Consider the following 24001-nt stretch of genomic DNA (forward strand, 5'->3'; position numbering starts at 1 on the left):
ATGAGCCAGAACCCCAACCCCGCTGAAAGCGCTTGCAACGCCGGCGCGGCGCAGGCCGCCGTCGCCTCGCAACCGGGCGACGCGCCCTCGGCAGCGACGGCCGCCGCGCCGCTGCTCGAAGTGCGCGACCTGCGCGCCGGCTACGGCCGCGCCCAGGTGCTCGACGGGCTGGACTTTGCCGCGCCCAAGGGCGGCGTCGCCACCATCATCGGGCCGAACGGCGCGGGCAAGTCCACCACGCTCAATGCGCTGGTGGGCGCGATCCCGTCGCGCGGCGGCATCGTGTTCGACGGCCAGGACATCGGCCGCGCCTCGCTGGAGGAGCGCGTGATGCTCGGCATCGCCCTCGTGCCCGAGCGGCGCGAGCTGTTCGGCACCATGACCGTCGAGGACAACCTGCTGCTCGGCGGCTGGCGCCAGATGCGCCGCAAGTTCCCCAAGTGGCGCGAGCGCATCGACGAGGTCTATGCGCGCTTCCCGCGCCTGAAGGAACGGCGCGCGCAACTGGCCGGCACGTTGTCGGGCGGCGAGCGTCAGATGCTCGCCGTGGGCCGGGCGCTCATGAGCGCGCCGCGCCTGCTCATGCTCGACGAACCGAGCCTCGGCCTCGCGCCGCTGGTCACGCGCGAGATCTTCACGATCATCGAAGGCCTGCGCGCGACGGGCGTGACCATCCTGCTCGTCGAGCAGAACGCGCGCGCCGCGCTCGCCGTGGCCGATCACGGCTATGTGCTGGAGACCGGCCAGTTCGCGCTGCACGGCCCGGCGGCAGAGCTGGCCAACGATCCGCGCGTGATCGACACCTATCTCGGCACCGGCCACGGCTCGGTCGCGCCGCCGGCCCCGGCGCCCGCGCCAAGACCGCCGCTGGCCGGACTGGCGACCGCGCCGGCCTGACGTCGCCCGGGCCTCGGCTCGCGGGCGCCATGCCCGTCGGCCGAGGCCACGGCAGCCTCGCGGCCGCCACCCGCTGCAAACCCTTGCAATCCCGCTTCCCGCGCACCGGTCTCGCCGGCGCGCGGCGGGCCCCTGCGCGACCGGGCGCGACACGCATCCGCCCGGCGCCGGCTTTCCACCCCAGAGGAGACCCAAGCATGAAAACCATCCGCGCGATCCCGGCAGCCGTCCTGGCACTCATGGCCGGCACGGCCGGCGCCCAGCAGGCCGGCAGCAACGTCACGCTCTACGGCCTGGTCGACAGCGGCGTCGAAGTCGTCACGCATTCGGGCACGGCCGACCGCACGCTCATCCGCGTGCCGACCGTCACCGGCCTCATGAGTTCGCGCCTCGGCTTCCGTGGCACCGAAGACCTCGGCGACGGCCTCAAGGCGCTGTTCACCATCGAGGCCGGCCTCGGCATGGACACCGGCGCCTCGGCCCAGGGCGGTCGCGCCTGGGGCCGGCAGGCTTTCGTCGGCCTAGCCGGCAAGTGGGGCCAGGTCGCGCTCGGCCGCCAGCCGACCGCGCTGTTCTACGCGCTGGCCGATTCCGACGTGCTCGGCCCGGCCATCTACGCCTTCGGCTCGATCGATCCCGGCGTGCCCAACGCGCGCGCCGACAACGCCATCACCTATCGCGGCACGTTCGGCGACTTCACCGCCTTCGGCAGCTGGTCCTTCGGCCGCGACTCGGCCGGCGGCACGCCCGCCTCGGGCACCTGCGCGGGCGAGACCGCCGGCGCCGCGATGGCCTGCCGCAACTGGAGCGCCTTCCTGCGCTGGGCACCCAAGCCCTACGGCCTGACGGTCGCCATCGACGAGCAGCGCGGCGGCACCGGCGCGACGGCCTCGTTCTTCAACGGGGCGGCACCCATCGCCTTCACCAGCGCCGACAACAAGGACCGCCGAATCTTCGCGGGCGGCTATGTCATGGCCGGCGACGTGAGGCTCGGGGCCGGCTGGATGGGCCGCAAGGTCGAGACCACCACCGTCAGCATCGAGTCCGACACCTGGTATGCCGGCGCCTCCTATCCGGTGACGGCGGCGCTCACGCTCGACGGCCAGTTCCTGCGCACCACCAACAGCGACCTCAACCGCAGCGCCTCCATGACCGTCGCGCGCGGCATTTACGCGCTGTCGAAGCGCAGCTCGGTGTACCTGCAGACCGGCTATCTCGACAACAGCGCGCTCGCCCAGTACTCGGTGAGCGGCGGCGGTGCCGGCAGCACGCCCAACGCGGGCAAGAACCAGCTCGGCACGATGGTGGGGCTGCGCCACTTCTTCTGACGCGGCAAACGCTTGCAAGCCGGTCCGCCGAGGGCCGGCCGCCCCGGCCTTCTTGTATCCTCGCCCGGCCCCGGTGGCCGCCGTTCCCCGGCGCCACCTGCCGCCGACGCCAGCGCGCCCGGCCGGCCCGCACGACAGAACAGGAAGCCGATGGCCACCAGGAAGCGCGCCCCCGTCGCGGGCGCTCCCGCAGCCGGCGACAGCGCCGACACCGACAGCACCGCCCCCGACACCGACCTGCCCGACGCCGACGCGGGCGACCTCGCTCCCGCGCGCCGCCGTGCCGCGCGCCGTCCGGCGCTCGACCAGTCCTGGCTCGAAGGCTCGATCGGCTACCACCTCGCGCGCGCCCGGGTCGTGACCGCCGGCATCTTCACGCGCGCCATCGGCGAGCCGCTCGACCTGCGCCCCGTCGAGTTCACGATCCTCATGCTGCTGTCCAGCAACGAGGACGTGACGCAGACCCAGCTGTCGGACCTGCTCGCGATCTCGGCGCCCAACATGACCATCCTGCTCGACCGCTGCGTCAAGCGCGGCATCGTGCGCCGCGTGCGCAGCGAGACCGACCGCCGCGCCCAGACCGTGCAGCTCACCGACCTCGGCCGCGATCTGGCCCGGCGCGGCCACGCGATCGCGCTGACGATGGAGCGCGAGGCGCTGCCCAGCCTCAGCCCCGGCGAGTACCTGATCCTCATCGAGCTGCTGAGGAAGATCACGCGCCATTCACACCCCGCCGAGTAGTACCGCCAGTTCCGCCGAGATCACCTGGCCCAGCTTGTCGTAGCCGGCCGGCGTCGGATGAATCTCGTTCTCCCAGTCGCCGTCGGGGCCGGTGGTGTGCAGCGCGGCCCGTGTCAGCGTGTTGCGGGTCGCCTTGACGACATGGAAGTTCGGGATGGCGTCGGGCCGGCGGCGGTCGCCCAGCTCGGCGAGGGTGCTCGCGAGCGTCTCGAACAGATGATCGGAAATCGTGGCCCAGAGCCGTTCCGGCACCTCGCGGAACTTCAGCGCCCGGTACAGCCAGGGCCCGGACGGCGTCGCGAAGCCGAAGAACTTGACCGGCGCGTCGCGCGGCGTCGGGTAGTCGTACACATGGGTCACGATCGGCGTGTTCTCGTTCTTGCTGCCGGCGCGCAGGGCGGCGATCGCGCGGTAGCCGGCCTGGAGATCGGCGCGGAAATCGGCAAGCTCGGCGCTGTCGATGTAGTCGTGCATGCTGCCGCCGGCGCCCGGCCCGGGCTTGCAGATGATGCGGTCGGCGCGGTCGATCAGGTCGTTGCCGCCGCCGCTGAGCAGGATCGCGTCCCACTTGCTCTGGAACTTCCTGTCGGCGATGAGCAGCCGCAGCTGCGGATTGGCGGACAGGTCGGACATGTTCAGGAGGGTGTCGCCCGGTCTGGCGAGGCTGACGAGCAGGGTCTCGCGCCAGAAGCGCAGACCCATCAGCAGGTTGGAGGTGACGGGCAGGGCGCCGACGGAGAACCACGAATCGCCCTCGCACAGCAGGCGCAGGCGGGCGGGGTCGTCGAGACTGTCGAGGCCCTTGTCGGGCTGGAGCGGATAGCCTTCGAAACGGTAGATGACGGGGCGGTGGTCGAGCTGCATCGCGGTCTCCGGTTGTCGTGGCAGGCTGGATGTCCGCCATCGCCGCCGCGCCGCCCGAGCAGCCGGCGCGACAGCGCAGCTTCGGACGGAGACCGGGCAAAGTCAGCGCGGATGTTTTGATCCGCGCCGGTCTGCCGGCCGGTTGACCACGCGCAGGCGGGCCTGTCGCCCGCCTCGCCTCAGATGATGTTGATGTCCGCCGCCGTCAGCGTCGTGCCCGCCGCCAGCTGGGCCACGGCGATGCCGGCCGCCCCGCCGGCGCCGTCGGCGTCGTAGAAGAGCTTGCCGGTCGTCACGTCGTAGATGAAGCGGTCGTCGGCCTCGGTGGCGGTCTTGCCGAGCGCGAAGGCCCCGCTGGCCAGGGCTCCGATCGCGCCCGCCTCGGCGAAGGCCGTGTGATCGAACTCCAGCCGATCCACGCGCGAGACGAAGTCGGTCACGTAGTCGAGGTTGCCGCTGGTGGCGGCCGGCGTGGTGAAGCGGAACACGTCGTACCCGTCGCCGCCGGTGAGCGAATCGACGCCATCGCCGCCGATGAGGGTGTCGTTGCCGGCGCCGCCGTCGAGCGTGTCGTAGCCCGCGCCGCCGTCGAGCCAGTCGGCGCCGCCGCCGCCGTCGAGCGAATCGCGGCCTGCGTCGCCGCCGAGCGTGTCGTTGCCGTCGCCGCCGAGCAGGCTGTCATTGCCGTCGGCGCCGTAGAGCCTGTCGTTGCCGCCCAGGCCCGAGAGCAGGTTGGCGGCGGCGCTGCCGGTGATGGTGTTGGCGAGCGCGTTGCCGGTGCCGCCGATCGCGGCGGTGGAGGTGAGTTCGAGGATTTCGAGGTTGGCGCCGAGGGTCCAGCTCACGGTCGATCGCACGGTGTCGATGTCGCTCGCGGTCGTGACGGTCTCGAAGATCACGTCGCTGACCGAATCGACGTAGTACAGGTCGTTGCCGCTGCCGCCCGCGAGCGTGTCGTCGCCCGAGCCGCCGTCGAGCGTGTCGTCGCCGGCGCCGCCCGACAGGCTGTCGTTGCCGGCGAGACCGGACAGCGCGTTGGCGGCCGCGTTGCCGGTGATCGTGTTGTCAAGCGAATTGCCGGTGCCGGTCAGCGCGGCGGCGCCGGTCAGTTCCAGGTTCTCGGTGTAGGCGCCGAGCGTCCAGTTGACCGAGGCGCGCACGGTGTCGATGTCGCTGCCGTCGGCCGAGGTCTCGCGCACCACGTCGGCGGCTGAATCGACCACGTACACATCGGCGCCGCTGCCGCCCGCGAGCGTGTCGTCGCCGCTGCCGCCGTCGAGCGTGTCGTTGCCGGCGCCGCCGGAGAGGCTGTCGTTGCCAGCCAAGCCCGACAGCGCATTGGCCGCCGCGTTGCCGGTGATGCTGTTGTCGAGCGCATTGCCGCTGCCCGAGATCGAGGCGCCGCCGGTCAGTTCCAGATTTTCGAGGTTGGCGCCGAGCGTCCAGCTCAGGCCGGCGCGCACCGTGTCGATCTCGCTGGCGAGCGTGCCGGTCTCGCTGATCACGTCGCTGACCGAATCGACCACGTACACATCGCTGCCGGCGCCGCCCGCGAGCGTGTCGTAGCCGGCACCGCCATCGAGGGTGTCGTTGCCGGCGCCGCCGTCGAGACTGTCGTTGCCGCTGCCGCCGTCCAGGCTGTCGTTGCCGGCGCCGCCGAGCAGGGTGTCGGCACCGCCGCCGCCCGCGAGCGTATTGGCGCCGGCATTGCCGGTAAGCAGGTTGGCCAGCCCGTTGCCGCTGCCGTTGATCGCGGCGCTGCCGGTCAGCTCCAGGTTTTCGAGATTGGCCCCGAGCGTCCAGTCCACCGAGGCGCGCACCGTGTCGATCTCGGTAGCGAGGTTGCTGGTCTCGCTCACCACGTCGGCGGCGGAATCGACCACGTACACGTCGTTGCCGCTGCCGCCCACGAGCGTGTCGTCGCCGGTGCCGCCGTCGAGCGTGTCGTCGCCCGCGCCGCCCGAGAGGCTGTCGTTGCCGGCCAGGCCCGACAGCGCATTGGCGGCCGCGTTGCCGGTGATGAGGTTGGCGAGCGCGTTGCCGCTGCCGTTGATGGCGGCGCTGCCGGTCAGCTCCAGGTTCTCGAGATTGGCCCCGAGCGTCCAGCCGACCGAGGCGCGCACCGTGTCGATCTCGGCCGTGTCGGTCGTGGCCTCCTTGATGACGTCGGCGACCGAATCGACCACGTACACGTCGCTGCCGCCGCCGCCCACGAGCGTGTCGTCGCCGCTGCCGCCGTCGAGCGTGTCGTTGCCGGCCGCGCCCACGAGGCTGTCGTTGCCGGCCATGCCCGAAAGCAGGTTTGCGCCGGTATTTCCGGTGAGCGTGTTGGCGAGTTCATTGCCCGTGCCGTTGATGGCCGTCGTGCCGGTCAGCACCAGGAACTCGACATTGTCGCCCAGCGTGTACGAAACGCCGGCGCGCACGGTGTCGTTGCCGCCGCCTTCGTTCTCGACCACGAGGTCGTCGCCCTCGATCCAGTAGCTGTCGTCGCCGGCGCCGCCGATGAAGGTGTCATCGCCGGCATTGCCGACGAATACGTCATTGCCGGCGCCGCCCGTCATGCTGTCGTTGCCGTTGCCGCCGACGAGGCTGTCGTCGCCATCGCCGCCGTCGAGCGTGTCGTTGCCGTCGCGGCCGTCGAGCGTGTCGTTGCCCGCGAGGCCGGCGAGGCGGTCGCCGAGCGAGGTGCCGGCCAGGCTGTCGGCGCCGCTGCCGCCGCTCAGGCTCACGTTGGCGGCATCGAGCGTGAAGCTTGCGCTCGCGCTGCCGCCGTCGGGATCGGTGACGGTCACGGTGATCGTCACCGAGCCGGTCGTGCCATAGGCCGGCGTGCCCGACAGCGTGTGCGCGACCGCGTCCCACGCGAGCCAGGACGGCAGCGCGCCGCCGTCGGCCACCGCGAGCGTGAAGCCGAGCGCGGCGTCGCTCTCGACATCGCTGGCGAAGTCGTCGAGGTCGAGCGCGAAGGCGTTGCTGCCGGTATCCCGGTAACGCTGGTCGGCCAGCGCGAGCACCGGCAGGTCGTTGACCGAGGCGGCCGTGAAACTGGCGCTGCGGCTGAGCACGCTGCCTTCATCGTCGATCACGGTGTAGGCGAGGCTGCCGAGATCGCCGTTGGCATTGGCGGCGGCGGTGAAGCTCAGGCCGGCGAACTGGCTGGCCGTGAGCAGCTGGCCGTTGCTGACCGTCGCGCCGCTGGCGAGCGTGAGCACGCCGCCCGTGGGCAGACCGTCGATGCGCACCGTCGGGCTGCCGCCGTCGGCATCGGTGGGCGCGGCGATGCCGAGCGCGAAGGCGGGCGCGTCCTCGTCGAAGCTGTAGGCGCGGCTCGCGTCGGCCACCGGGATGCGGGCATTGGCGCCCGTCACGGGCACGACCGCCTGCACGAAGTTGGCGGCGGTGATGGCGGTGGCCGTCGTGCCCTGCAGCAGCGCGAGCGTGGTGAAGGCCGCGCCGTTGGCGCCGCCGTCGGCATCCACCTCCAGCACGCTGCCGCCGGCCGCGCCCGAGATGCGCAGATACCCGGCCGCGAACGGATCGCTGCCCTCGGCCAGCCCGAGCGCGGCGATCACGGCCGACAGGTCGAGCCGGTCGCCGCCGCTGCCGGCCGTGAAATCGGTGATGACCGTGACCGGCGTCTCGGCCCCGGCGCCGACGAGCGCGAGCCGGACGATGTCGCTGCCGGCGCCGGTCGTGACGGTGCCGCCGGCCGCGTGGGTGGCGAGGTCGATCGTGTCGTTGCCGGCGCCGGCGTCGAGCGTCATCGCCGTGCCGCTGGCGACCAGGCTGTCGTTGCCGGCGCCGCCGCTCAGGCTTGCGGCGCCGCCGCCCTCGGCGCAGAGCGTGTCGTCGCCGTCGCCGCCGTCGAGCAGGGCGGCCCAGGCGCCGTCGCCGTGGAAGACGATGCTGTCGGCGCCGTCGTCGCCGCGCAGCGTGTCGTTGCCGCCGCCGCCGGTGATGACGTCGTTGCCGTCGCCGCCGCGGATGGAATCGTGGTCGGTCTCGGTGATGGCGGCGTTGTCGGCGTTGATCGTGTCGTTGCCGGTGCCGCCGAAGGCGTAGTCGTCGCCACTGCCGGCGTCGATCAGGTCGTTGCCGTCGCCGCCGTCGATCGAATCGCGGCCGGCGCCGCCGCTGAGGCCGGCCGGCGGGTTCACGCCCTTGACCGGGTCGGCCAGGCCGACGCTGTCGTCGCCGCTGCCGCCGTAGATCGTGTCGTCGCCCGCGCCGCCCGCGAGCATGTCGTCGCCGATGCCGCCGCTCAGGTAGTCGTTGCCGCTCCAGCCGAGCAGCGTGTCGTTGCCTTCGCCGCCGACGAGGGTGTCGTTGCCGCCCCAGCCGCCGTCGATGAAGTCGTTGCCGCCGCCGCCGTTGTAGCCGTCGCCGAGGTCGCTGCCGGCGTAGCTGTCGTCGGCGAGGCCGCCGGCGGTGGCGCGCGCCGTGGTGTCGGCGGTCGGGCTCAGGCCGTCGCCGAAGTTGGCCGCCACGAGCGCCGACGGCGCCAGGCCGGCGAGCGTGACCAGCGTGGTCCATTGCGCGCCGTCGGCGCTGCCGCTGGCGTCGTACTGGAGCAGGGTGTCGCCGCCGCTCGCCAGCAGCCGCAGCCAGCCGCCGGTGAAGGGATTGCCCTGGTCGAAGCCGAGTTCGCCCAGCCGCGCGAGCACGGCGGACAGGTCGAGCACGTCGCCCCCCGCGCCGGCCGTGAAGTCGGTGATGACGCTGGCGGCAAAGCCGCCCTCGATCGCGCGCAGCGACAGGCTGACCACGTCGGCGCCGCTGCCGGTGGTGACGCGGGCCGAGGCGTTGTCGCTGGCCGCGAGGTCGATGCTGTCGGCGCCGCTGCCGGCGTCGATCACGAGCGCGCTGCCGGCCGCGACGATGAGGTCGTCGCCGGCGCCGCCGAGCAGGGTGGCGCCGTCATCGCGGCTGCCGTCGCCGCAGATGCTGTCGTTGCCGTCGCCACCGTCCACCACGAGGCCGGGGTTGGCGCCGATCAGATCGATCACGTCGTCGCCGGTGCCGCCGCGCACGCTGCCGCCGGCCGCAGCGTCAACATGGATGACGTCGTTGCCGGCGCCGCCGTCGATGCTGGCGCGCCAGAGTCCGCCGCCCGCGAGCAGCACGGTGTCGGCGCCGTCGCCGGCGTCGATCGTGTCGTTGCCGGCGCCGGCGGTGATGTAGTCGTCGCCAGCGCCGGCCAGCACGAGGTCGTGATCGGTCTCGGTGCTGCTGGCACCGACGGCGTCGATCAGGTCGTTGCCGTCGCCGCCCGCGAGCGTGTCGTTGCCGCTGCCGCCGGTGAGCGCGTCGTTGCCGGCGCCGCCGTCGAGCGAATCGTTGCCGGCCTCGCCGTTCAGCCCGGCGCCCGCGAAGTCGTGGCCCTTGACGCTGCCCGAGAACCACCACACGTCGTCGCCATCGCCGCCGATGAGGGTGTCGTTGCCGCTGCCGCCGAACATCACGTCGTTGCCGGCATCGCCGCGCAGCAGGTCGTTGCCGCCGAAGCCGAACAGGCTGTCCTCGCCGTCGCCGCCGGCGATCGTGTCGTTGCCGCCGTAGCCGCCGTCGATCTGGTCGTCGCCGGCGCCGCCGCCGAGGCTGTCGCCGCCCTCGTTGCCCGAGAGCGTGTCGTTGCCGTCGCCGCCGACGAGCGTGACCGCCGTCGTGCGCGCCACGGGCGACAGGCCATCGGTGAAGTTGTCGGCGGTGAAGGCCGAGGGCGCGGTGTTCTGGAGCACGAGCAGCGTGGTCCATTGCGCGCCGCCGGACGGCCCGCTCAGGTCGGCCTGGAGCAGGGTGCTCGTGCCCGAGGCCAGCAGCCGCAGCCAGCCGCTCGTGAACGGGTTGGCATGGTCGTAGCCCGCCTCGACCAGCAGGTTGAGCACGCCGCTCAGGTCGAGCCTGTCGCCGCCGGCGCCGGTGGCGAAGTCGGTGATGGTGGCCGCGCCGTAGCTGGCGATGCCGCGCGCCGACACGCGGATCACGTCGCTGCCGGCGCCGCCGGTGATGCTGCCGCCGGCGGCATTCCAGGCCGTGAAGTCGATCGTGTCGTTGCCCGCGCCGGCGTTCACCACCAGCATCGCGCCCGACAGCGTGATGCTGTCGTCGCCGAGGCCGCCGAGCACGGTGGCGTTGTTGCTCGGGCCGGCGCCGAGGTCGATCGTGTCGTTGCCGGCGCCGCCGTCGATCGACACGCCGGTGCTGCGGTTGGACAGGAGGATGACATCGTCGCCGTCGCCGCCGAGCACGGTGCCGCGGATGGCGCTGTCGAGGCTGATCGTGTCGTTGCCGTCGCCGCCGTCGAGCAGCGCGGTCCAGAGCAGCTTGCCGGCGAAGGTGATGACGTCGTCGCCGCCTTCGCCGCGCAGGGTGTCGTTGCCGTTGCCGCCGCTGATGAAGTCCTGGCCGTCGCCGCCGAGCACCGAATCGACATCGGTTTCGAGCGTGTTGTCGCCGATGGCGTCGATCGTGTCCTCGCCGTTGCCGCCGAGCAGGGTGTCGTTGCCGCTGCCGCCGGTGATGCGGTCGCCGCCGTCGCCGCCGTCGACGAGGTCGTTGCCGGCGCCGCCGTCGAGGCCGGCGCCCCAGACCACGCCCTTGTAGCTGTCGCCGAAGTACCAGGCGTCGTCGCCGAGGCCGCCGCGCAGCGTGTCGTTGCCGGCACCGCCGAACAGCGCGTCGTTGCCGTCGCCGCCGTCGAGCGAGTCGGCGCCCGCGAGGCCGAGCAGGGTGTCGTTGCCGTCGCCGCCGGACAGGCTGTCGTTGCCGCCGGCGCCGTCGATGAAGTCGTCGCCGCCGAGGCCGCTGATGCTGTCGTTGCCCGAGGTCGAGCCGCTCGCGCCCGTGCCGGCATCGACGATGCGGTCGTCGCCCGCGCTGCCGGCGAGGCTGCGGCCGCTCGCGCTGTCGAAGGGCGGCACGAGATTGGCCACGGTGCTGAAGGCCGAGGGCGTCACGCCCGCGAGCGAGACCAGCGTGATCCATTGCGCGCCGTCGCGCGAGCCGGTCAGGTCCACCTGGAGATCGGTGCCGTTGCCCGTGGCGACCAGACGCATCCAGCCGCCGGTGAAGGGATTGCCGTGGTCGTAGCCGAGCTCGGCCAGCCGGCCGAGCACCGGCGCGAGGTCGAGGACATCGCCGCCGGCGCCGGTCGTGAAGTCGGTGATGACGCTGGCGGCGAAGCCGGCCTCGATCGCGCGCAGCGACAGCCTCACCACGTCGGTGCCCGCGCCGGTGGTGATCGTGGCCGAGGCGTTGTCCCAGGTGGCGAGGTCGATCGTGTCGCTGCCGGCGCCGCCCTCGATGACCAGCGCCGCGCCCGAGGCGACGATGCTGTCGTCGCCGTCACCGCCGACGAGGGTGGCGCGGTCGTTGGCGCTGCCGCCGGCGTCGATCGTGTCGTTGCCCGCGCCGCCGTCCACGGCCAAACCGGGGCTGGCGACAAGGCGGATGTAGTCGGCATCGGCCTCGCCGGCCACGCTGCCGCCAAGGGCGTTGCTCACGTCGATCGTGTCGTTGCCGGCGCCGCCGCGCAGGCTGGCCGCGTACAGGCCGGCGCCGTCGAAGCGCAGGCTGTCGGCGCCGTTGCCGCCGTCCAGGGTGTCGTTGCCGCCGCCGCCGACGAGTGTGTCGTCGCCGTCGCCGCCGGCCAGGGAGTCATGATCGGTCTCGCTCGCGGTCGGGCCGTCGGCGGCGTAGAGCATGTCGTCGCCGCTGCCGCCCGCGAGCGTGTCGTTGCCGCTGCCGCCGAACAGCGAATCGTTGCCGGCACCGCCGTCGAGGCTGTCGTTGCCTTCCTCGCCCCAGAGGCCGGCGTGGTTGTACTGGCGGCCCTTCCAGATGCCGCCGTACCAGCTGCTGCCGTCGTCGCCGTCGCCACCGAGCAGGGTGTCGTTGCCGTAGCCGCCGAGCAGCACGTCGGCGCCGCTGCCGCCGTCGAGCGAATCGTTGCCGGCAAATCCGAACAGCGTGTCGTCGCCATTGCCGCCGAGCAGGGTGTCACGGCCGCCGAAGGCACCGTCGAGGATGTCGTTGCCGTCGAGGCCGGCAAGGCTGTCGTCACCGTCGGCGCCGCTCAACGTCTCGTCGGCCGTCGTGCCGGTGGTGATGCGCGCGGTGGTGAGGCCAGTCGGGGCGATGCCCCAGATGAAGCGGCTGCTGGTCAGGTTGGCGGCGCTGAAGTTGTTGATCTGGACGAGGCTGGTCCATTGCCCGCCGTCGGCGCTACCGGTCAGGTCGGCCTGGATGAGGGTGTTGCTGCCGGCGGTGACGACGCGCAGCCAGCCGCTCGTGAAGGGGTTGGAATAGTCGTAGCCGTTCGCGGCCAGCCGAGCGAGCACCGGCGACAGGTCGATGCGGTCGCCGTCCGAGGCCGAGAAGTCGGTCACCTGGAGCAGGCTGTCGCCCGCCTCGCGGCCGGCGAGCGACAGGACCAGCGTGTCGAGTCCGGTGCCGAGGGTGATGACGCCGCTGCCCGTGCGGCCAGTCGCGGCCTCGGCATCGACGGTGTCGTTGCCGGCACCGGCATCCACCACGTTGCCCGAGCCGGACAGGTTGATGCGGTCATTGCCGGCGCCCCCCACGATCGTGGACGAGGCACCGACCGAGATCGTGTCGTTGCCGTCGCCGCCGTCGATGTAATTACCGCTGCCCGCCGAGACGATCACATCGGCGCCGCCATTGCCGAAGGCGACGAGCGAGCCGCCCCCGCCGTCGATAGTGTCGGCGCCCGCGCCCGCGACGATGCTGTCGTTGCCGTCGCCGCCGAGCAGCCAGTCGCCGATCGTGTCACCGGCTGTGACGGTGTAGCTGATGGCGCTGCGCGTCGAGCCGAACACCACGCCGGTCACGCCGGACCAGATACGGTCATCGCCGGCACCACCGTCGATCACGTCGTACGAAGTGCTTCCCATCAGGGAATCAGGCTGGTCCGTGCCCTGGATGCTTGCCATCTTGCCGCCGCTCTGGAGAAGTCGTTGAAAGTGCGTACTTGCGCCAAATGCGTGCAATTGCTTGCAAACACCGGCAAGTCACTGTTTCCATCGAAAGCTAAGCGAGGGCGAATGCTCTCTTGCGTGACATGCGACACAGCCACCGGCTATGGCATGCCACGGTTAAGGAGGCTTGATCCGTGCCGGGCTGTCCTACGCGCGGCCAGTCCCGCCCCGCTGTCGAATCGGATTTCGGCATGAAGCGGATGCCGGCAATCACCCGAACAGGTCATCGATTGCGCCGGAAACATGAGTCACGGGGCTTTGTCGCGGATCGGTGGCGGTCGGCAACGTGGCGGTCAAAGCAGGCCTCGCCCACGCTCGCCGTGCCGCGACGACCGTCTGGCTCGCCGGAGCGACATCGAGCGCGATGACGTGACAGATTTCCTTGTCAGGCATCGCCCGCGAAACCGCGCACCGGACCCCGCCTGCCATCGGAGACCCGTCATGCATCCCGCCATCCGTCTTGCCGCCATCACCCTCACCGCGCTCGCCGCCTCGGCCTTCGCCGCCGACGGCGAACCCACCGCGCAGCAGCAGCGCTTCGGCGCCTGCAGCAGGCAGGCGAAGGACAAGGGCCTGAGTGGCGATGCGCGCAAGTCCTTCATGTCGGACTGCGCCAGCGGCAAGACGCCGCTGACGCCGCAGCAGCGCATGGGCGCCTGCAACAAGGAGGCGGGCGAGAAGAAGCTTGCCGGCCAGGAGCGCAAGGACTTCATGTCGGGCTGCCTCAAGGCCTCTTGAGGTCGCGCGCCGAAGTACGACACGCCCATCGCCGCCCGTCCCCGGGCGCGGCCCGACCTTCGGCGCCGACTCAGCCCGGCGCCACCTCGTACCAGAGCTGGGCGGCCACGATGATGGCCGTGAGCAGCGTGGTCGCGCCCACCAGCAGCACCGCGATGGCGAGGAACACGCAGTTCCAGCTATTGCGGCTGTGGCGCGGCGAGACGGCGTTCCAGCGCGCGTCCCAGCGCTCGTCGGGCATGACGGCGATGGCCAGGCTTTCGCACCAGGCGATCCACACCGGCAGCAGCACCAGCACCGCGAGCCAGGCATTGCGCGCGCTGCCGACCGCGCCGAACAGCAGCATCCCGGCCGCCAGCGCGAGCGGATAGACCGGCGCCCGGCGCTGCCCGAGATACCAGCAATGCGCGCCGAGCGGCGCGCCGGCAAAGGCCAGCAGCGCGGCGGTGAAGCGCTCCCGATGCCGCACCGGCGCCGGTTTGGGGAGTGCCGGCGCGCCGGCTCGCCGGTCGGGCGCACCCTCCCGCCCCGGACCGGAAGTCGGTGGCGATGCCGGGCGCGATGGCGCGGCGGGCAGGGAAGCGGGGCGGATATCCATGGGCGGCCTCCATCACGACAGCGGGGGCGGGCAGAGCGCAGCGACTGTCGCATGCGGTTACGCCTGATCGAACACGGGTAAGCGCGCAGGCGAACCGCGCCCGACGGCCAGGCTCTACCCTCGCAGCCTCGGTCGCGCGGCCGTGCCGGCAGCGGCCGGTGGCGCGGCAACCCTGTTCTCCTCCGCCGCCCATGACCGCGATTCCGCCCTCATCCCCATCGTCTCCCGCCGTCGCCGGCAATGCCGCGCCTCGCCGTCCGCCCGGCTTCCTGCATCTGGGGCTGCGCGATGCCTGGCGCGACTGGCGCGGCGGCGAACTGCGCGCGCTGGCCCTTGCGGTGCTGATCGCGGTCGCGGCGCTGGCCTGCGTCGGCTTCGCGGCCGACCGCATCCGGCTCGCGCTCGAAACCCAGGCCGCGCAACTGCTCGGCGGCGACGCGGTGCTGTCGGCCGACCATCCGCCGCCGCCCGCGCTCTCCGACGCCGCGCGCGCCGCCGGCCTCGCCACGGCCGAGGTCGCGCAATTCCCGTCGATGGCGCTCGCGCATGACGAGGATCCGGCGGTCGATCCGCGCGGGCTGCTGGTGTCGCTCAAGGCGGTGTCGGGCGGCTATCCGTTGCGCGGCGGCTTGCAGGTGAAGGATGAACAGGCCACCGCCACGCTCACCCGCCCCCCCGCGCCCGGCAGCGTCTGGATCGACCCGCAGATCGCCACCTCGCTCGACGTGAAGCCCGGCGACCGCATCACCCTCGGCGACGCGAAGCTCACTGTCTCCGGCCTGCTGCTGCTCGAACCCGATCGCGGTGCCGGCTTCGGCATGCTCGCGCCGCGCGTGCTGATGCGGCTCGAAGACCTGCCCGCGACCGGACTGGTCGTGCCCGGCGCGCGCGTCGGCTGGCGCCTGCTCGTCGCGGGCGATGCGGCCACGGTTCACGACTGGCTCGACGCCGCCCGCCCGCAACTCGCGCGCGGCGAAAGCCTCAACGCCATCGCCGCGGCGGGCGGCGACAGCGCCTCGGGCGAGGGCAACGGCGCCGCCAACATCGGCATGGACCGCGCCCAGCGCTATCTCGGCCTCGCGGCGCTGTCGGGCGCGGTGCTGGCGAGCGTGGCGATGGCGCTCGGCGCGCGCCGCTTCGTCGAGCGGCGCATCGACTCGGTGGCGGTGCTGCGCTGCCTCGGCGCGACCCGGCCGCTGGTGCTCGGCGCGCTGCTGGTCGAGATCGGGCTGGTCGGACTGCTCGCGGGGCTGGCGGGCGTGGCGGCGGGCTATGTGGCGCATCTGGCGCTCATGCAAAGCGTCGTCTCGCTCATCACCGTGAGCCTGCCGGCGCCCACCGTGTGGCCGGCGCTCAAGGCGCTGGCGGCGGGCGCGGTGCTGCTCGCGGGCTTCGCGCTGCCGGCGCTGCTGCGCCTCGGCGAGGTGAGCCCACTGCGCGCGCTGCGGCGCGAACTCGCGGTGCCGCAGGCGCCGGTGCTGGCGACGCTGGGCCTTGCGGCCGTTGCCTACGCGGCGCTGATGGTGTGGTTTGCCGGCGGCGTGAAGCTCGGGCTGATGGTCGCGGGCGGGCTGGCGGTGGCGCTGGCGCTGTTCGCCGGGCTGGCCTGGCTGGCGCTGCGCGCGGCGGCGGCCGTGGGCGCGCGGCTGCGGCCGGGCAATGTGGCCTGGCGCTTCGCGCTGCTGGGCATGGCGCGCCGCACCGGGCCGACGGTGGTGCAGATCACGGCGCTCGCGCTCGGGCTGTTCGCGCTGCTGCTGCTCGGCATCACGCGCGGCGACCTCATCGACAGCTGGCGCCGCACGCTGCCGCCGGACGCGCCCAACCGCTTCGTCATCAACCTCCAGCCCGACCAGACCGACGCCTTCAACGCCGCGCTGGTGCGCAACGGCCTGCCTGCGCAGGAGCTGCAACCGATGATCCGGGGCCGGCTCATCGCCATCAACGACACGCCGGTCAGGCTCGACGACTGGGCCGACGACCGCGCCCGCCGCCTGCTCGACCGCGAGTTCAACCTCAGCGAGCGCGACGACGCGCCGGCGCACAACCAGATCGTCGCGGGCCAGTGGGCGGCGCCCGGCGTGGCCTCGGCGTCGGTGGAGGCCGGGCTGATGGAGCGGCTGCATCTGAAGATGGGCGACCGGCTGCGCTTCGACATCGGCGGCCAGCAGGTCGAGGCGCCGATCGGCTCGGTGCGCAAGCTCGACTGGAACTCGATGCGAGTGAACTTCTTCGTCATGTTCCGCGCGCCGCTGCTGGCCGACATGCCGCGCAGCTACATCACCGCCTTCCGCATGCCGGAGGACCGCGACATCGGCCCGAAGCTCGCGGCCGAGTTCCTGAACATCACGATCATCGACACCGGCGCGCTGGTGCGGCAGATCGGCGCGATGGTCGATCAGCTCGTGGCGGCGGTGCAGTTCCTGTTCGCCTTCACCGTGGTGGCCGGGCTGCTGGTGCTGCAGGTGGCGATCGGCGCGACGCTGGACGAGCGCATGAGCGAGGCCGGCCTGCTGCGGGCGCTGGGCGCGACGCGCAGCCAGCTCGGCCGGGCGCAGGCGCTGGAACTGCTGCTCACGGGCGGGCTGGCCGGGCTGCTCGCGGCGCTGGCGGCGGCGGGCATGGCGGTGGGGCTGGGGCGGGCGGTGTTCGATCTGGATGCGCGCTTCCAGCCGGGCGCGGTAGGCGTGGGCGTGGCGGCGGGGGCGGTGCTGGCCTTTGCGGCCGGGGCGTGGCTGATGCGCGGGGTGCTCAGCAAGCCGCCGCTCGACACGCTGCGCGCGGGGTGAGGCGGAAGGCAGGCGCCGTCCCTCGGCGAAAGCGCGGCAGGGTCGTTCGATTGCGCCACCGAAAACGTACGCAATTGCGTACCATCCGCAGTTCACGAGGAGCCGGCATGTCAACTCTCACTGCAAGCGAAGCACGCGCGAATCTGTACCGACTCATCGACGAGACGGCGCAATCGCATCAGCCCGTCCACATCGTCGGCAAGCGCGGTGGCGCGGTGCTCGTCTCGGCCGAGGACTGGCAGGCGATCCAGGAAACGCTGCATCTGCTGTCGGTGCCCGGCATGCGCGAATCGATCCGCGAAGGCATGGTCGAACCGCTCGAATCCAGCGCGAAAGAACTCGACTGGTGAGCTGGCAGGTCGTCTTTGCAAGGCACGCCGTCAAGGACGCGGCCAGACTCGCCTCCGCCGGCCTCAAGCCCAAGGCGCAGGAATTGCTGGCGGTGCTTGCCGCCAATCCGTTCCAGAATCCGCCGCCTTACGAAAAGCTCGTGGGCGATCTGGCCGGAGCGTATTCGCGGCGGATCAACATCCAGCACCGGCTCGTGTACGAAGTGTTTGCCGAGCGGAAGACGGTGCGGGTGCTGAGGATGTGGACGCATTACGAGTGATATCGCCCCCCATGCGCCTGTTCGACTTCCTCCGCCTGCTCGACCCGGCCGTCACGCCGGAACACACCAAGCTCCACCTCGCCACCGGCAACGGCGAGGACCATCCGCTCGACGTCTATCTCGGCGGCTGGTTCGACGAATGGCAGCGCTGGCAGTCGCGGCGCAACTTCGAGCGGCCGCGGGTGCTGTCGCTGATCCAGCTGCCGGCGCCGGGACAATGGCTGTTTGCGGGCGTGTACGCCTCGCTCGGCCATGCGTGGCATGACGAACGCGCGATGTACGCCTACGAGATGGAGGAGCTGACCTCGTGCCGCGAGATGAGCGGCCGGCTGGTGGCACGCTTCGAACGGCCGGGGCGCCAGTCCTATCTCAATGCCGAAACCTGGGCCGAGGCGCTGCTGCTCGACCATGTACGCGCCGAGCGGCTGACCATCGCCGACTTTCCGGGCTTCCGCGCGGTGGACCTGTCGAAGGAGCAGCTCGACATCGTCACGAGCCAGGCGCTCGACAGCTGGAAGGCGGCGCTGTCGAGCGTCGCGGGCGTGTACCTGATCTCGGATGCCGGCTCCGGCAAGCGCTACGTGGGCAGCGCCTGCGGCGAGGGCGGCATCTGGCAGCGCTGGTGCGATTACGCGGCCACAGGCCACGGCGGCAATGTGGAACTCGTCCGGCTGCTCGCGGCCGAAGGGCTGCAGCGCGCATGGCAGTTCCGCTTCTCGATCCTCGAAATCGCCGACATCCACGACAGCCAGGAAAGCATCCTCGCGCGTGAATCGCACTGGAAGTCGGTGCTGATGACGCGGCGGTTCGGGCTCAACGCGAACTGAGGCGGGTCGGGCCAATGCGGCCTGCATGCCGGGCATCGCCGTGGTCGTCCGCCCGCGCCGCGCAATGACAAAGGGCCGGAAATCCGGCCCTTCGCTTTCACGCATCCAGCTCCGGATAGCTCCGGAAGATCCCGCCCTCGCTGAACGCGATACGCCGTCCGCTGTGCAGATAGGCGCGGATGCGCGGCCGGTTGCCGACATGCGCATGCAGCGCCACCACCTTCGGGCACTCGGCCAGCGCGCGCGCCGTGGCCTTCGGATACGAATAGCTGAGCCCTTCGACCAACTGGAACAGCGACAGATCGGCATAGGTGAGCGCGTCCCCGACAAGCCATTCCGGACCCGCCGGATTGCGCGCCAGCAGGGTCTCGAACCAGCGCAGGAACTTGGGGATGCGCTGCTCGCGGAAGTCGATCGCGCGGCGCTGCGCCTCGGCGCGCTGGTCTTCGTAGTACAGGCCGGCCGACACCGGGTGATGGCTCTCGTGCGCCTCGACCACCGCGTCGGCGATCGTGAGCTGGATCTGGTGCGTCCACAGCCGACCCGGTTCGTCCTTGGGCGCGAGGCCGTAGTGCTCGCCGATCCACATGAGGATGAGCGCGGTCTGGCCGATCACGCGGTCGCCCACCTTGATGAAGGGCGGCGCGAAGGGCGGACGCTGCACGTCCTCGCCGTCGAGCCAGTGGGTGATTGCCGGCACGCCCCGGCCTTCCGATTCGGCCCCCGCGCCGACCTCGATGTATTCGATCCCCGCCTCCTCCAGCGCGAGCCGCACGAATTCGCCGCGCCCCTGCAGACCAGGCCAGTAGAAAAGTTCGATTGCCATGGCTTCTCCGTCGTTGTGTTGTGGTCAGGCCGATCTTCGGGAGCATCGGCTTGCGCGGCTGCTTCCGTTGCGTGGAATTACGGCTGGCATCCGGTACAGACGACCGCTTCGCGGGTAGGGGCGGCGGGAGCGGCGGACGAGTGGTCCGGGCCGCGCCGGTCGGGCGCGGCGCTAGAGTCGCGCCTTCGCCATCGCGCGGCCCGCACCGTCGCCAGCATGGGCCTTCGTCGCGCATCCGCCTTCTTCCGTCTTCCGCCGTCAATGACCGATCTGCTGCTCGCCGCCGTCCTCGTCCTCCTGATCGCCGCGCTCGGCGGACTGGCGCTGGTGCTGAGGCGGCTCGGCGGGAGCAGCGGCGCGCTTGACGCGCTGGCCGAGGCCGAAGCGGCCGCCGACCAGCGCGCCGGCCAGCTCGCGCTGCGCATCGATCAGGTGGCGCGCGGCATCGAACGCACCGAACGCGAACTGCGCGACGCCGGCGCCGACCATGCCGCGCGCCAGCGCAACGAACTCGGCCAGCGCATTGCCCAGCTCCAGCAGCTCGTCAACGGCCAGCTCGGCGCGCTGGGCGAGCAGCAGTCGGCGCGACTGCGCGAACTGGGCGAGGCCCAGCACCAGCGCCTGCGCGAGCTGGCCGAACAGCAGCACATCCGCCTGCGCGAACTGACCGAGACGCTCGAACGCAAGGTGCATCAGCTCCAGGCCGACAACGGCCAGCGTCTCGATGACATGCGCCAGACCATGGACGACAAGCTCGCCGCCGTGCAGCAGGCGGTGGACGGCAAGCTGGCCGAAGTGCGCGGCACGGTCGATGCCCGCCTCGGCGAGATGCGCCAGACCGTCGACGAAAAGCTGCACGCCACGCTCGAATCCCGCCTCGGCGAAGCCTTCCGGCAAGTGAGCGAGCGCCTGGAACGCGTGCACCAGGGCCTCGGCGAGATGCAGACGCTGGCCCAGGGCGTGGGCGACCTCAAGCGCGTGCTCGGCAACGTCAAGACACGCGGCAACCTCGGCGAGGTGCAGCTCGGCGCGCTGCTGGAGGATCTGCTCGCGCCCGAGCAGTTCGCGCGCAACGTGAGCACCAAACCGGGTTCGCGCGACATGGTGGAGTTCGCGCTGCGCCTGCCGGGTCGGGGCGATGCGCCGGTCTGGCTGCCGATCGACGCCAAGTTCCCGGTCGAGGATTACGAGCGCCTGCTCGCAGCCCAGGATGCCGCCGACCCGGCCGCCGCCGAGATCGCCGCCAAGGCGCTCGAAAACCGTCTGCGGCTGGAGGCCAGGTCCATCGCCGACAAGTACCTCGCACCGCCGGCCACGACCGATTTCGCGGTGCTGTTCCTGCCGACCGAGGGCCTGTACGCCGAATGCCTGCGCCGCCCCGGCCTCACCGACGACCTGCAGCGCAGGCACCGCATCACCGTGGCGGGTCCGACGACGCTCGCGGCCATGCTCAATGCCTTGCAGATGGGCTTCCGCACGCTGGCGATCGAGAAGCGGTCGAGCGAGGTATGGGCGCTGCTCGGCACGGTCAAGACCGAGTTCGGCAAGTTCGGCGACGTGCTCGCCAAGAGCAAGACGCAGTTGCAGACGGTGCTCAACACAATGGACGCCGCCGAAGTCCGCACCCGCGCGATCGAGCGCAACCTGCGCGGCGTGCAGGCGGTGCCGGTGGAGGAGGTGGCAGGCGAGGGCGGCGCACCCAAGCTGCCCGGCGCAACTGAGGCTTGACGGCCGGACCGACTCAGCTGCGTCGCCTCGGCATCGTGCAACGGCAGCGCGGATGGTTGGCGCAGCCCCAGAAGCCTTGGCTGTCCAGGCCGCGCCGCTCGACCAGCTTGATGCCGCAGCTCGGGCAGGTCGGGCGCCAGAACTCGCCTTCCAGCGCCACGTCGAGCAACTGACGCTGGGCCTCGGGCGGCCGGCGCGCCACCAGACCGAGCAGGCGCTGGCCGTCGATCAGATGGATGCCGTTCGCCTCGGCAAACGCCACGGCGTCGGCCGTGAAACCGCCGGGCGCCACGAAATGCCCGCGCGCCACGCCCTTGGCGTCCATCACGCCCAGCAGCTGACGCAACCTGTCCACGCCCACGCACAGGTCGATCTCGTGCTTGCACTGCACCACGCCCACCACGCGGCCGTCGGCGCGCGCGGAATGCAGCCACACATCCGCGCCACTGTCCGGCCCATGCGATTGCGAGCGCGTCTCGAATCCCGACTGCCGGAACAGCGCCTCGGTCAGCGCCTCGAACCGGCGCCATTCGATGACCTCGAACAGACGGGGCGACCACATTTCCGGCCGCGTCGGCGGCTCGAAGGGCTGACGCGGCGCGAGCACGATGCGTTCGCGGGCCTGGCGGGCACTGCCGCCGTCGGCGGACAGGGAATCGATGGGCGCCGACGCAATGCGGCCACCGGCACGCAAGGGTCGGTCCGACGATTGGTTGCGCCGGCCCGGCACGGGACTGGCGGGAAGGCGCCGGCCCGTCGCCAGCCGCGCTTCGTCATCGCCCGCGAGCCAGAACAGCAGGGCACCGGCTGCCAGCGCCAGCGCGCCGATCGGCTTCAGGCCGCCCGACAGCGTCGCCAGCGTGGGGCCGTGCAGCAGATGCGGCGCCATCAGCGCGCCCGCACCCAATGCCGCAAGATTGACTGCCGTGACCCGGCGCCGCGTCTTGGCGTCCCGGGCGCGTGCCGCCCGTCTCGATTTTCCAGTGCTCATCCCGCCCTCCGAAGCGGCGGAATCTAGCCATGGGCACTGTCGCGGTCCGATGTCCGTTTCCGGATTCGCGTGAAATGCATCACAGGCCATCCCCCCGCGCCCGCCAATCCGTGCGCGGGCGCGGGGCGAGGGGGGAGTCAGCGGCGGCCGGTCATGCTTTCCCAGCCATGGCGGATGGCGTCCTTGAAGCGCTCCCAGGTGCTGCCGGGATGCCGACGCTCCCAGTCGGGACGCACGCGGTCCTCGATCGAGTACCACTCGCCGCCCGCCTGGCCGAACACCGGATCGCCGGCCAGCGTCGAGCCGTAGCGATAGGCCGGCGCGTACTCGTCGTAGCTGCCGCCGGCGCTCGCGTAATGGCTCTGCCAGTGCTCGCGGAAGCGGCTGTCTTCGTCCGCCAGCGGCATCACGCCAGCGTCGGCGGCAATGCCAGCGCGCTCGGGCGGCAGCGACTGCACCTCGACCTCGGTGCGCCGCAGCGTCTCGTCGATGGCGTGCGTGTCTTCGTGCACCTCCTTGCCGATCACGACTTCCTCGACCACGCGCGCGGTCTTGGCCACGACGGCCTCCTCGGCGCGCTCGCGCACTTCGAGCGTGCCTTCGGTGAAGGCGGCCGCGAGCTGCTCGGGCGTCGCCTCGCGGTCGACCGGACGGCGCTCGACCACCACTTCTTCCTGGCGCAACTGGACGCTTTCATGCACCGGCACTTCCTCGACCCTGCGGAAGACGCGCACGCCACCACGGTCGATCTCGCGCTTGCCGATCGCAAGCTCCTCCTGGATGACGGGGATGGCCTTGTCCTCGGCCAGGGCAGCCGTCGCGCGGGCCGGCGTTCCGGTCATGCCGACGTCGGACGGCAGGGTGCCGGTACCGGCCGCCGGCGCGAGTGCGGCAGCGTCCGTCGCCATCGCGGCGCTGCTCTCGGCCTTCCAGTGCGCCGCGCGGTCGTTGATGTCGATCGCGCCGTTGTGGCTCAGCACCTCGATCGCCTCCTCGCAATGCGCCTCGTCGCGCGCGGTGACGGTGACGAGATAGCTGCCGTGGCGCAATGCCTCCGAATAGACCTCGGCATCCTCGTTGCGCCCGCCGCTGCCGAACAGCGAGCGGAAGAAATTGCCGAATCCCGATCCGCCCGAGGATTCGCTGCGATCGACCGCCGCACCTTCGGCAATCGTGTCCTGCTGCGATCCCAATTGCACGTCGCTGGCCGGAAATCCGCGTTCGAGCAATTCTTCGCGGCTGCGGTTGGCATGCGTGTAATCCTCATAAACGCCGATGATGGTGTCGGTCACGATAAGTCTCCTTTTCCCGATGGCATTTCGCCTTTCACGGCCGCGCTTTCCGGCGACGAATCGTCGAATCGCTCGACCTCCACATGCTCGCTGCGGAGCACCACGGTGCACGGCTCTTCGCGGACGGTCTGCGCATCGCGATGGATGCGCACCTCCTCCCGCAGCCGCCAGCGGCGGGTGACGACCAGTACCTCTTCGTACACGGGCACGATCACCACGCCGTCTTCCTCGCGCACGCCCGGCAAAGGCTCGTCGACCAGACGACCGACCGGGTGGCGTTCCATCCTTGGCGATTCGCGCCGCAATTGCGCGTCGACCGTTTCGGTTCTTTCCGTCACGCGGCGATGCAGACGCAGGCCGCGGGGCAATTCGACCGGCTTTCTTTCCAGCCGCAATTCCTCGCGCAGGACCGGAATCACGGTCGCGCCAGCATCGCGGGCCGGCATTGCGGTCGCGTCGTCGCTTTCTGTTGGTCGGGAATCACCTGTCATGCCGGAATCCGCCCTTTCGCCTGCCTGTCCGAATTGCCGAACCGGCGTTTCGCGGCCGGAAAGCGCGGCCGGAAAGCCGGGGCCGCATTCGTGCCGATCGTGGATTTGATCCGTGCCGGAGGGAACGCGGCAATCCATTCGGCAACGGTTCTGGCAACCCGGAAACACCCCTCGGAATCGACCGACACGCCGGTCCGCCGGGGCGCCGACACACGCCGCTGCCTTCGCGCCGACAGACCTCGCCGAAACCGGCCGGAAGAGCGGCGGCGTCGGCCGTGGCGC

At 71.5% G+C, this 24001-nt stretch carries 16 protein-coding genes; 9 read left to right on the plus strand and 7 right to left on the minus strand.

The annotated features are described in order from the left end of the window. The 3 genes from H566_RS24110 to H566_RS0109800 all read left to right on the plus strand — a co-directional run bounded on the left by H566_RS24110 (nt 1) and on the right by H566_RS0109800 (nt 2966). The gene (locus tag H566_RS24110) at nt 1-897 is read left to right on the plus strand and encodes an ABC transporter ATP-binding protein (RefSeq protein WP_084544928.1); all 897 of its coding nucleotides are present in this window, start codon (nt 1-3) and stop codon (nt 895-897) included. 197 nt (nt 898-1094) lie between these two features. Next, the gene (locus tag H566_RS0109795) at nt 1095-2225 is read left to right on the plus strand and encodes a porin (RefSeq protein ID WP_028311308.1); all 1131 of its coding nucleotides are present in this window, start codon (nt 1095-1097) and stop codon (nt 2223-2225) included. Between the two features lie 150 nt (nt 2226-2375). Beyond that, nucleotides 2376-2966, plus strand: coding sequence for a MarR family winged helix-turn-helix transcriptional regulator (locus H566_RS0109800; RefSeq protein ID WP_051378470.1), 591 nt, complete (start codon nt 2376-2378; stop codon nt 2964-2966). On the opposite strand, the gene H566_RS0109805 is transcribed toward H566_RS0109800, so the two are convergent. Next, nucleotides 2949-3830 (minus strand): SGNH/GDSL hydrolase family protein, encoded by an 882-nt coding sequence (locus tag H566_RS0109805; protein WP_028311310.1) that lies wholly within the window; start codon nt 3828-3830, stop codon nt 2949-2951. The two genes, H566_RS0109800 and H566_RS0109805, sit on opposite strands and share 18 nt — an antisense overlap. A gap of 179 nt (nt 3831-4009) precedes the next feature. Further along, nucleotides 4010-12784 (minus strand): type I secretion C-terminal target domain-containing protein, encoded by an 8775-nt coding sequence (locus H566_RS28920; protein WP_156924358.1) that lies wholly within the window; start codon nt 12782-12784, stop codon nt 4010-4012. A gap of 486 nt (nt 12785-13270) precedes the next feature. Here H566_RS28920 and H566_RS0109815 point away from each other — a divergent pair, with 486 nt between their 5' ends. Next, nucleotides 13271-13567: a PsiF family protein gene (locus H566_RS0109815; protein ID WP_028311312.1), complete on the plus strand. Its 297-nt coding sequence runs from the start codon at nt 13271-13273 to the stop codon at nt 13565-13567. Between the two features lie 70 nt (nt 13568-13637). Here H566_RS0109815 and H566_RS0109820 read toward each other — a convergent pair whose 3' ends face one another. After that, nucleotides 13638-14036 carry a hypothetical protein gene (locus H566_RS0109820; protein ID WP_028311313.1) on the minus strand — a complete coding sequence of 133 codons (399 nt, stop codon included), beginning with the start codon at nt 14034-14036 and terminating at the stop codon, nt 13638-13640. A 320-nt stretch (nt 14037-14356) separates the two neighbouring features. Between H566_RS0109820 and H566_RS0109825 the strand changes: the two genes are divergently transcribed. The 4 genes from H566_RS0109825 (at nt 14357) to H566_RS0109840 (ending at nt 18391) form a co-directional block, all read left to right on the plus strand. Next, nucleotides 14357-16954 (plus strand): ABC transporter permease, encoded by a 2598-nt coding sequence (locus tag H566_RS0109825; protein ID WP_028311314.1) that lies wholly within the window; start codon nt 14357-14359, stop codon nt 16952-16954. A 107-nt stretch (nt 16955-17061) separates the two neighbouring features. Further along, on the plus strand, nt 17062-17304 hold the full coding sequence (locus tag H566_RS0109830; RefSeq protein ID WP_028311315.1) for a type II toxin-antitoxin system Phd/YefM family antitoxin: 243 nt from the start codon (nt 17062-17064) through the stop codon (nt 17302-17304). Then, nucleotides 17301-17564 carry a Txe/YoeB family addiction module toxin gene (locus H566_RS0109835; RefSeq protein ID WP_028311316.1) on the plus strand — a complete coding sequence of 88 codons (264 nt, stop codon included), beginning with the start codon at nt 17301-17303 and terminating at the stop codon, nt 17562-17564. Before H566_RS0109830 ends, H566_RS0109835 begins: the two co-directional genes overlap by 4 nt. After that, nucleotides 17561-18391: a GIY-YIG nuclease family protein gene (locus tag H566_RS0109840; protein ID WP_211238064.1), complete on the plus strand. Its 831-nt coding sequence runs from the start codon at nt 17561-17563 to the stop codon at nt 18389-18391. The genes H566_RS0109835 and H566_RS0109840 overlap by 4 nt, the downstream gene beginning before the upstream one ends. A gap of 97 nt (nt 18392-18488) precedes the next feature. Here the strand turns inward: H566_RS0109840 and H566_RS0109845 are convergent, their stop codons facing one another. Continuing rightward, on the minus strand, nt 18489-19217 hold the full coding sequence (locus H566_RS0109845) for a glutathione S-transferase (protein WP_028311318.1): 729 nt from the start codon (nt 19215-19217) through the stop codon (nt 18489-18491). A gap of 261 nt (nt 19218-19478) precedes the next feature. Between H566_RS0109845 and H566_RS0109850 the strand changes: the two genes are divergently transcribed. Further along, nucleotides 19479-20945, plus strand: coding sequence for a DNA recombination protein RmuC (locus H566_RS0109850; RefSeq protein WP_028311319.1), 1467 nt, complete (start codon nt 19479-19481; stop codon nt 20943-20945). Nucleotides 20946-20958: 13 nt separating this feature from the next. On the opposite strand, the gene H566_RS0109855 is transcribed toward H566_RS0109850, so the two are convergent. The 3 genes from H566_RS0109855 to H566_RS28255 form a co-directional block, all read right to left on the minus strand. Beyond that, complete coding sequence (locus H566_RS0109855; RefSeq protein WP_051378473.1) at nt 20959-21834, minus strand: restriction endonuclease; 876 nt, start codon at nt 21832-21834, stop codon at nt 20959-20961. Between the two features lie 239 nt (nt 21835-22073). After that, nucleotides 22074-23228 (minus strand): YsnF/AvaK domain-containing protein, encoded by a 1155-nt coding sequence (locus tag H566_RS0109860; protein WP_028311321.1) that lies wholly within the window; start codon nt 23226-23228, stop codon nt 22074-22076. Further along, nucleotides 23225-23857 carry a YsnF/AvaK domain-containing protein gene (locus H566_RS28255; RefSeq protein ID WP_169732512.1) on the minus strand — a complete coding sequence of 211 codons (633 nt, stop codon included), beginning with the start codon at nt 23855-23857 and terminating at the stop codon, nt 23225-23227. The genes H566_RS0109860 and H566_RS28255 overlap by 4 nt, the downstream gene beginning before the upstream one ends. Nucleotides 23858-24001 lie beyond the last annotated feature (144 nt).

This window comes from Derxia gummosa DSM 723, from assembly GCF_000482785.1.
Classification (GTDB): Bacteria; Pseudomonadota; Gammaproteobacteria; order Burkholderiales; family Burkholderiaceae_E; genus Derxia; species Derxia gummosa.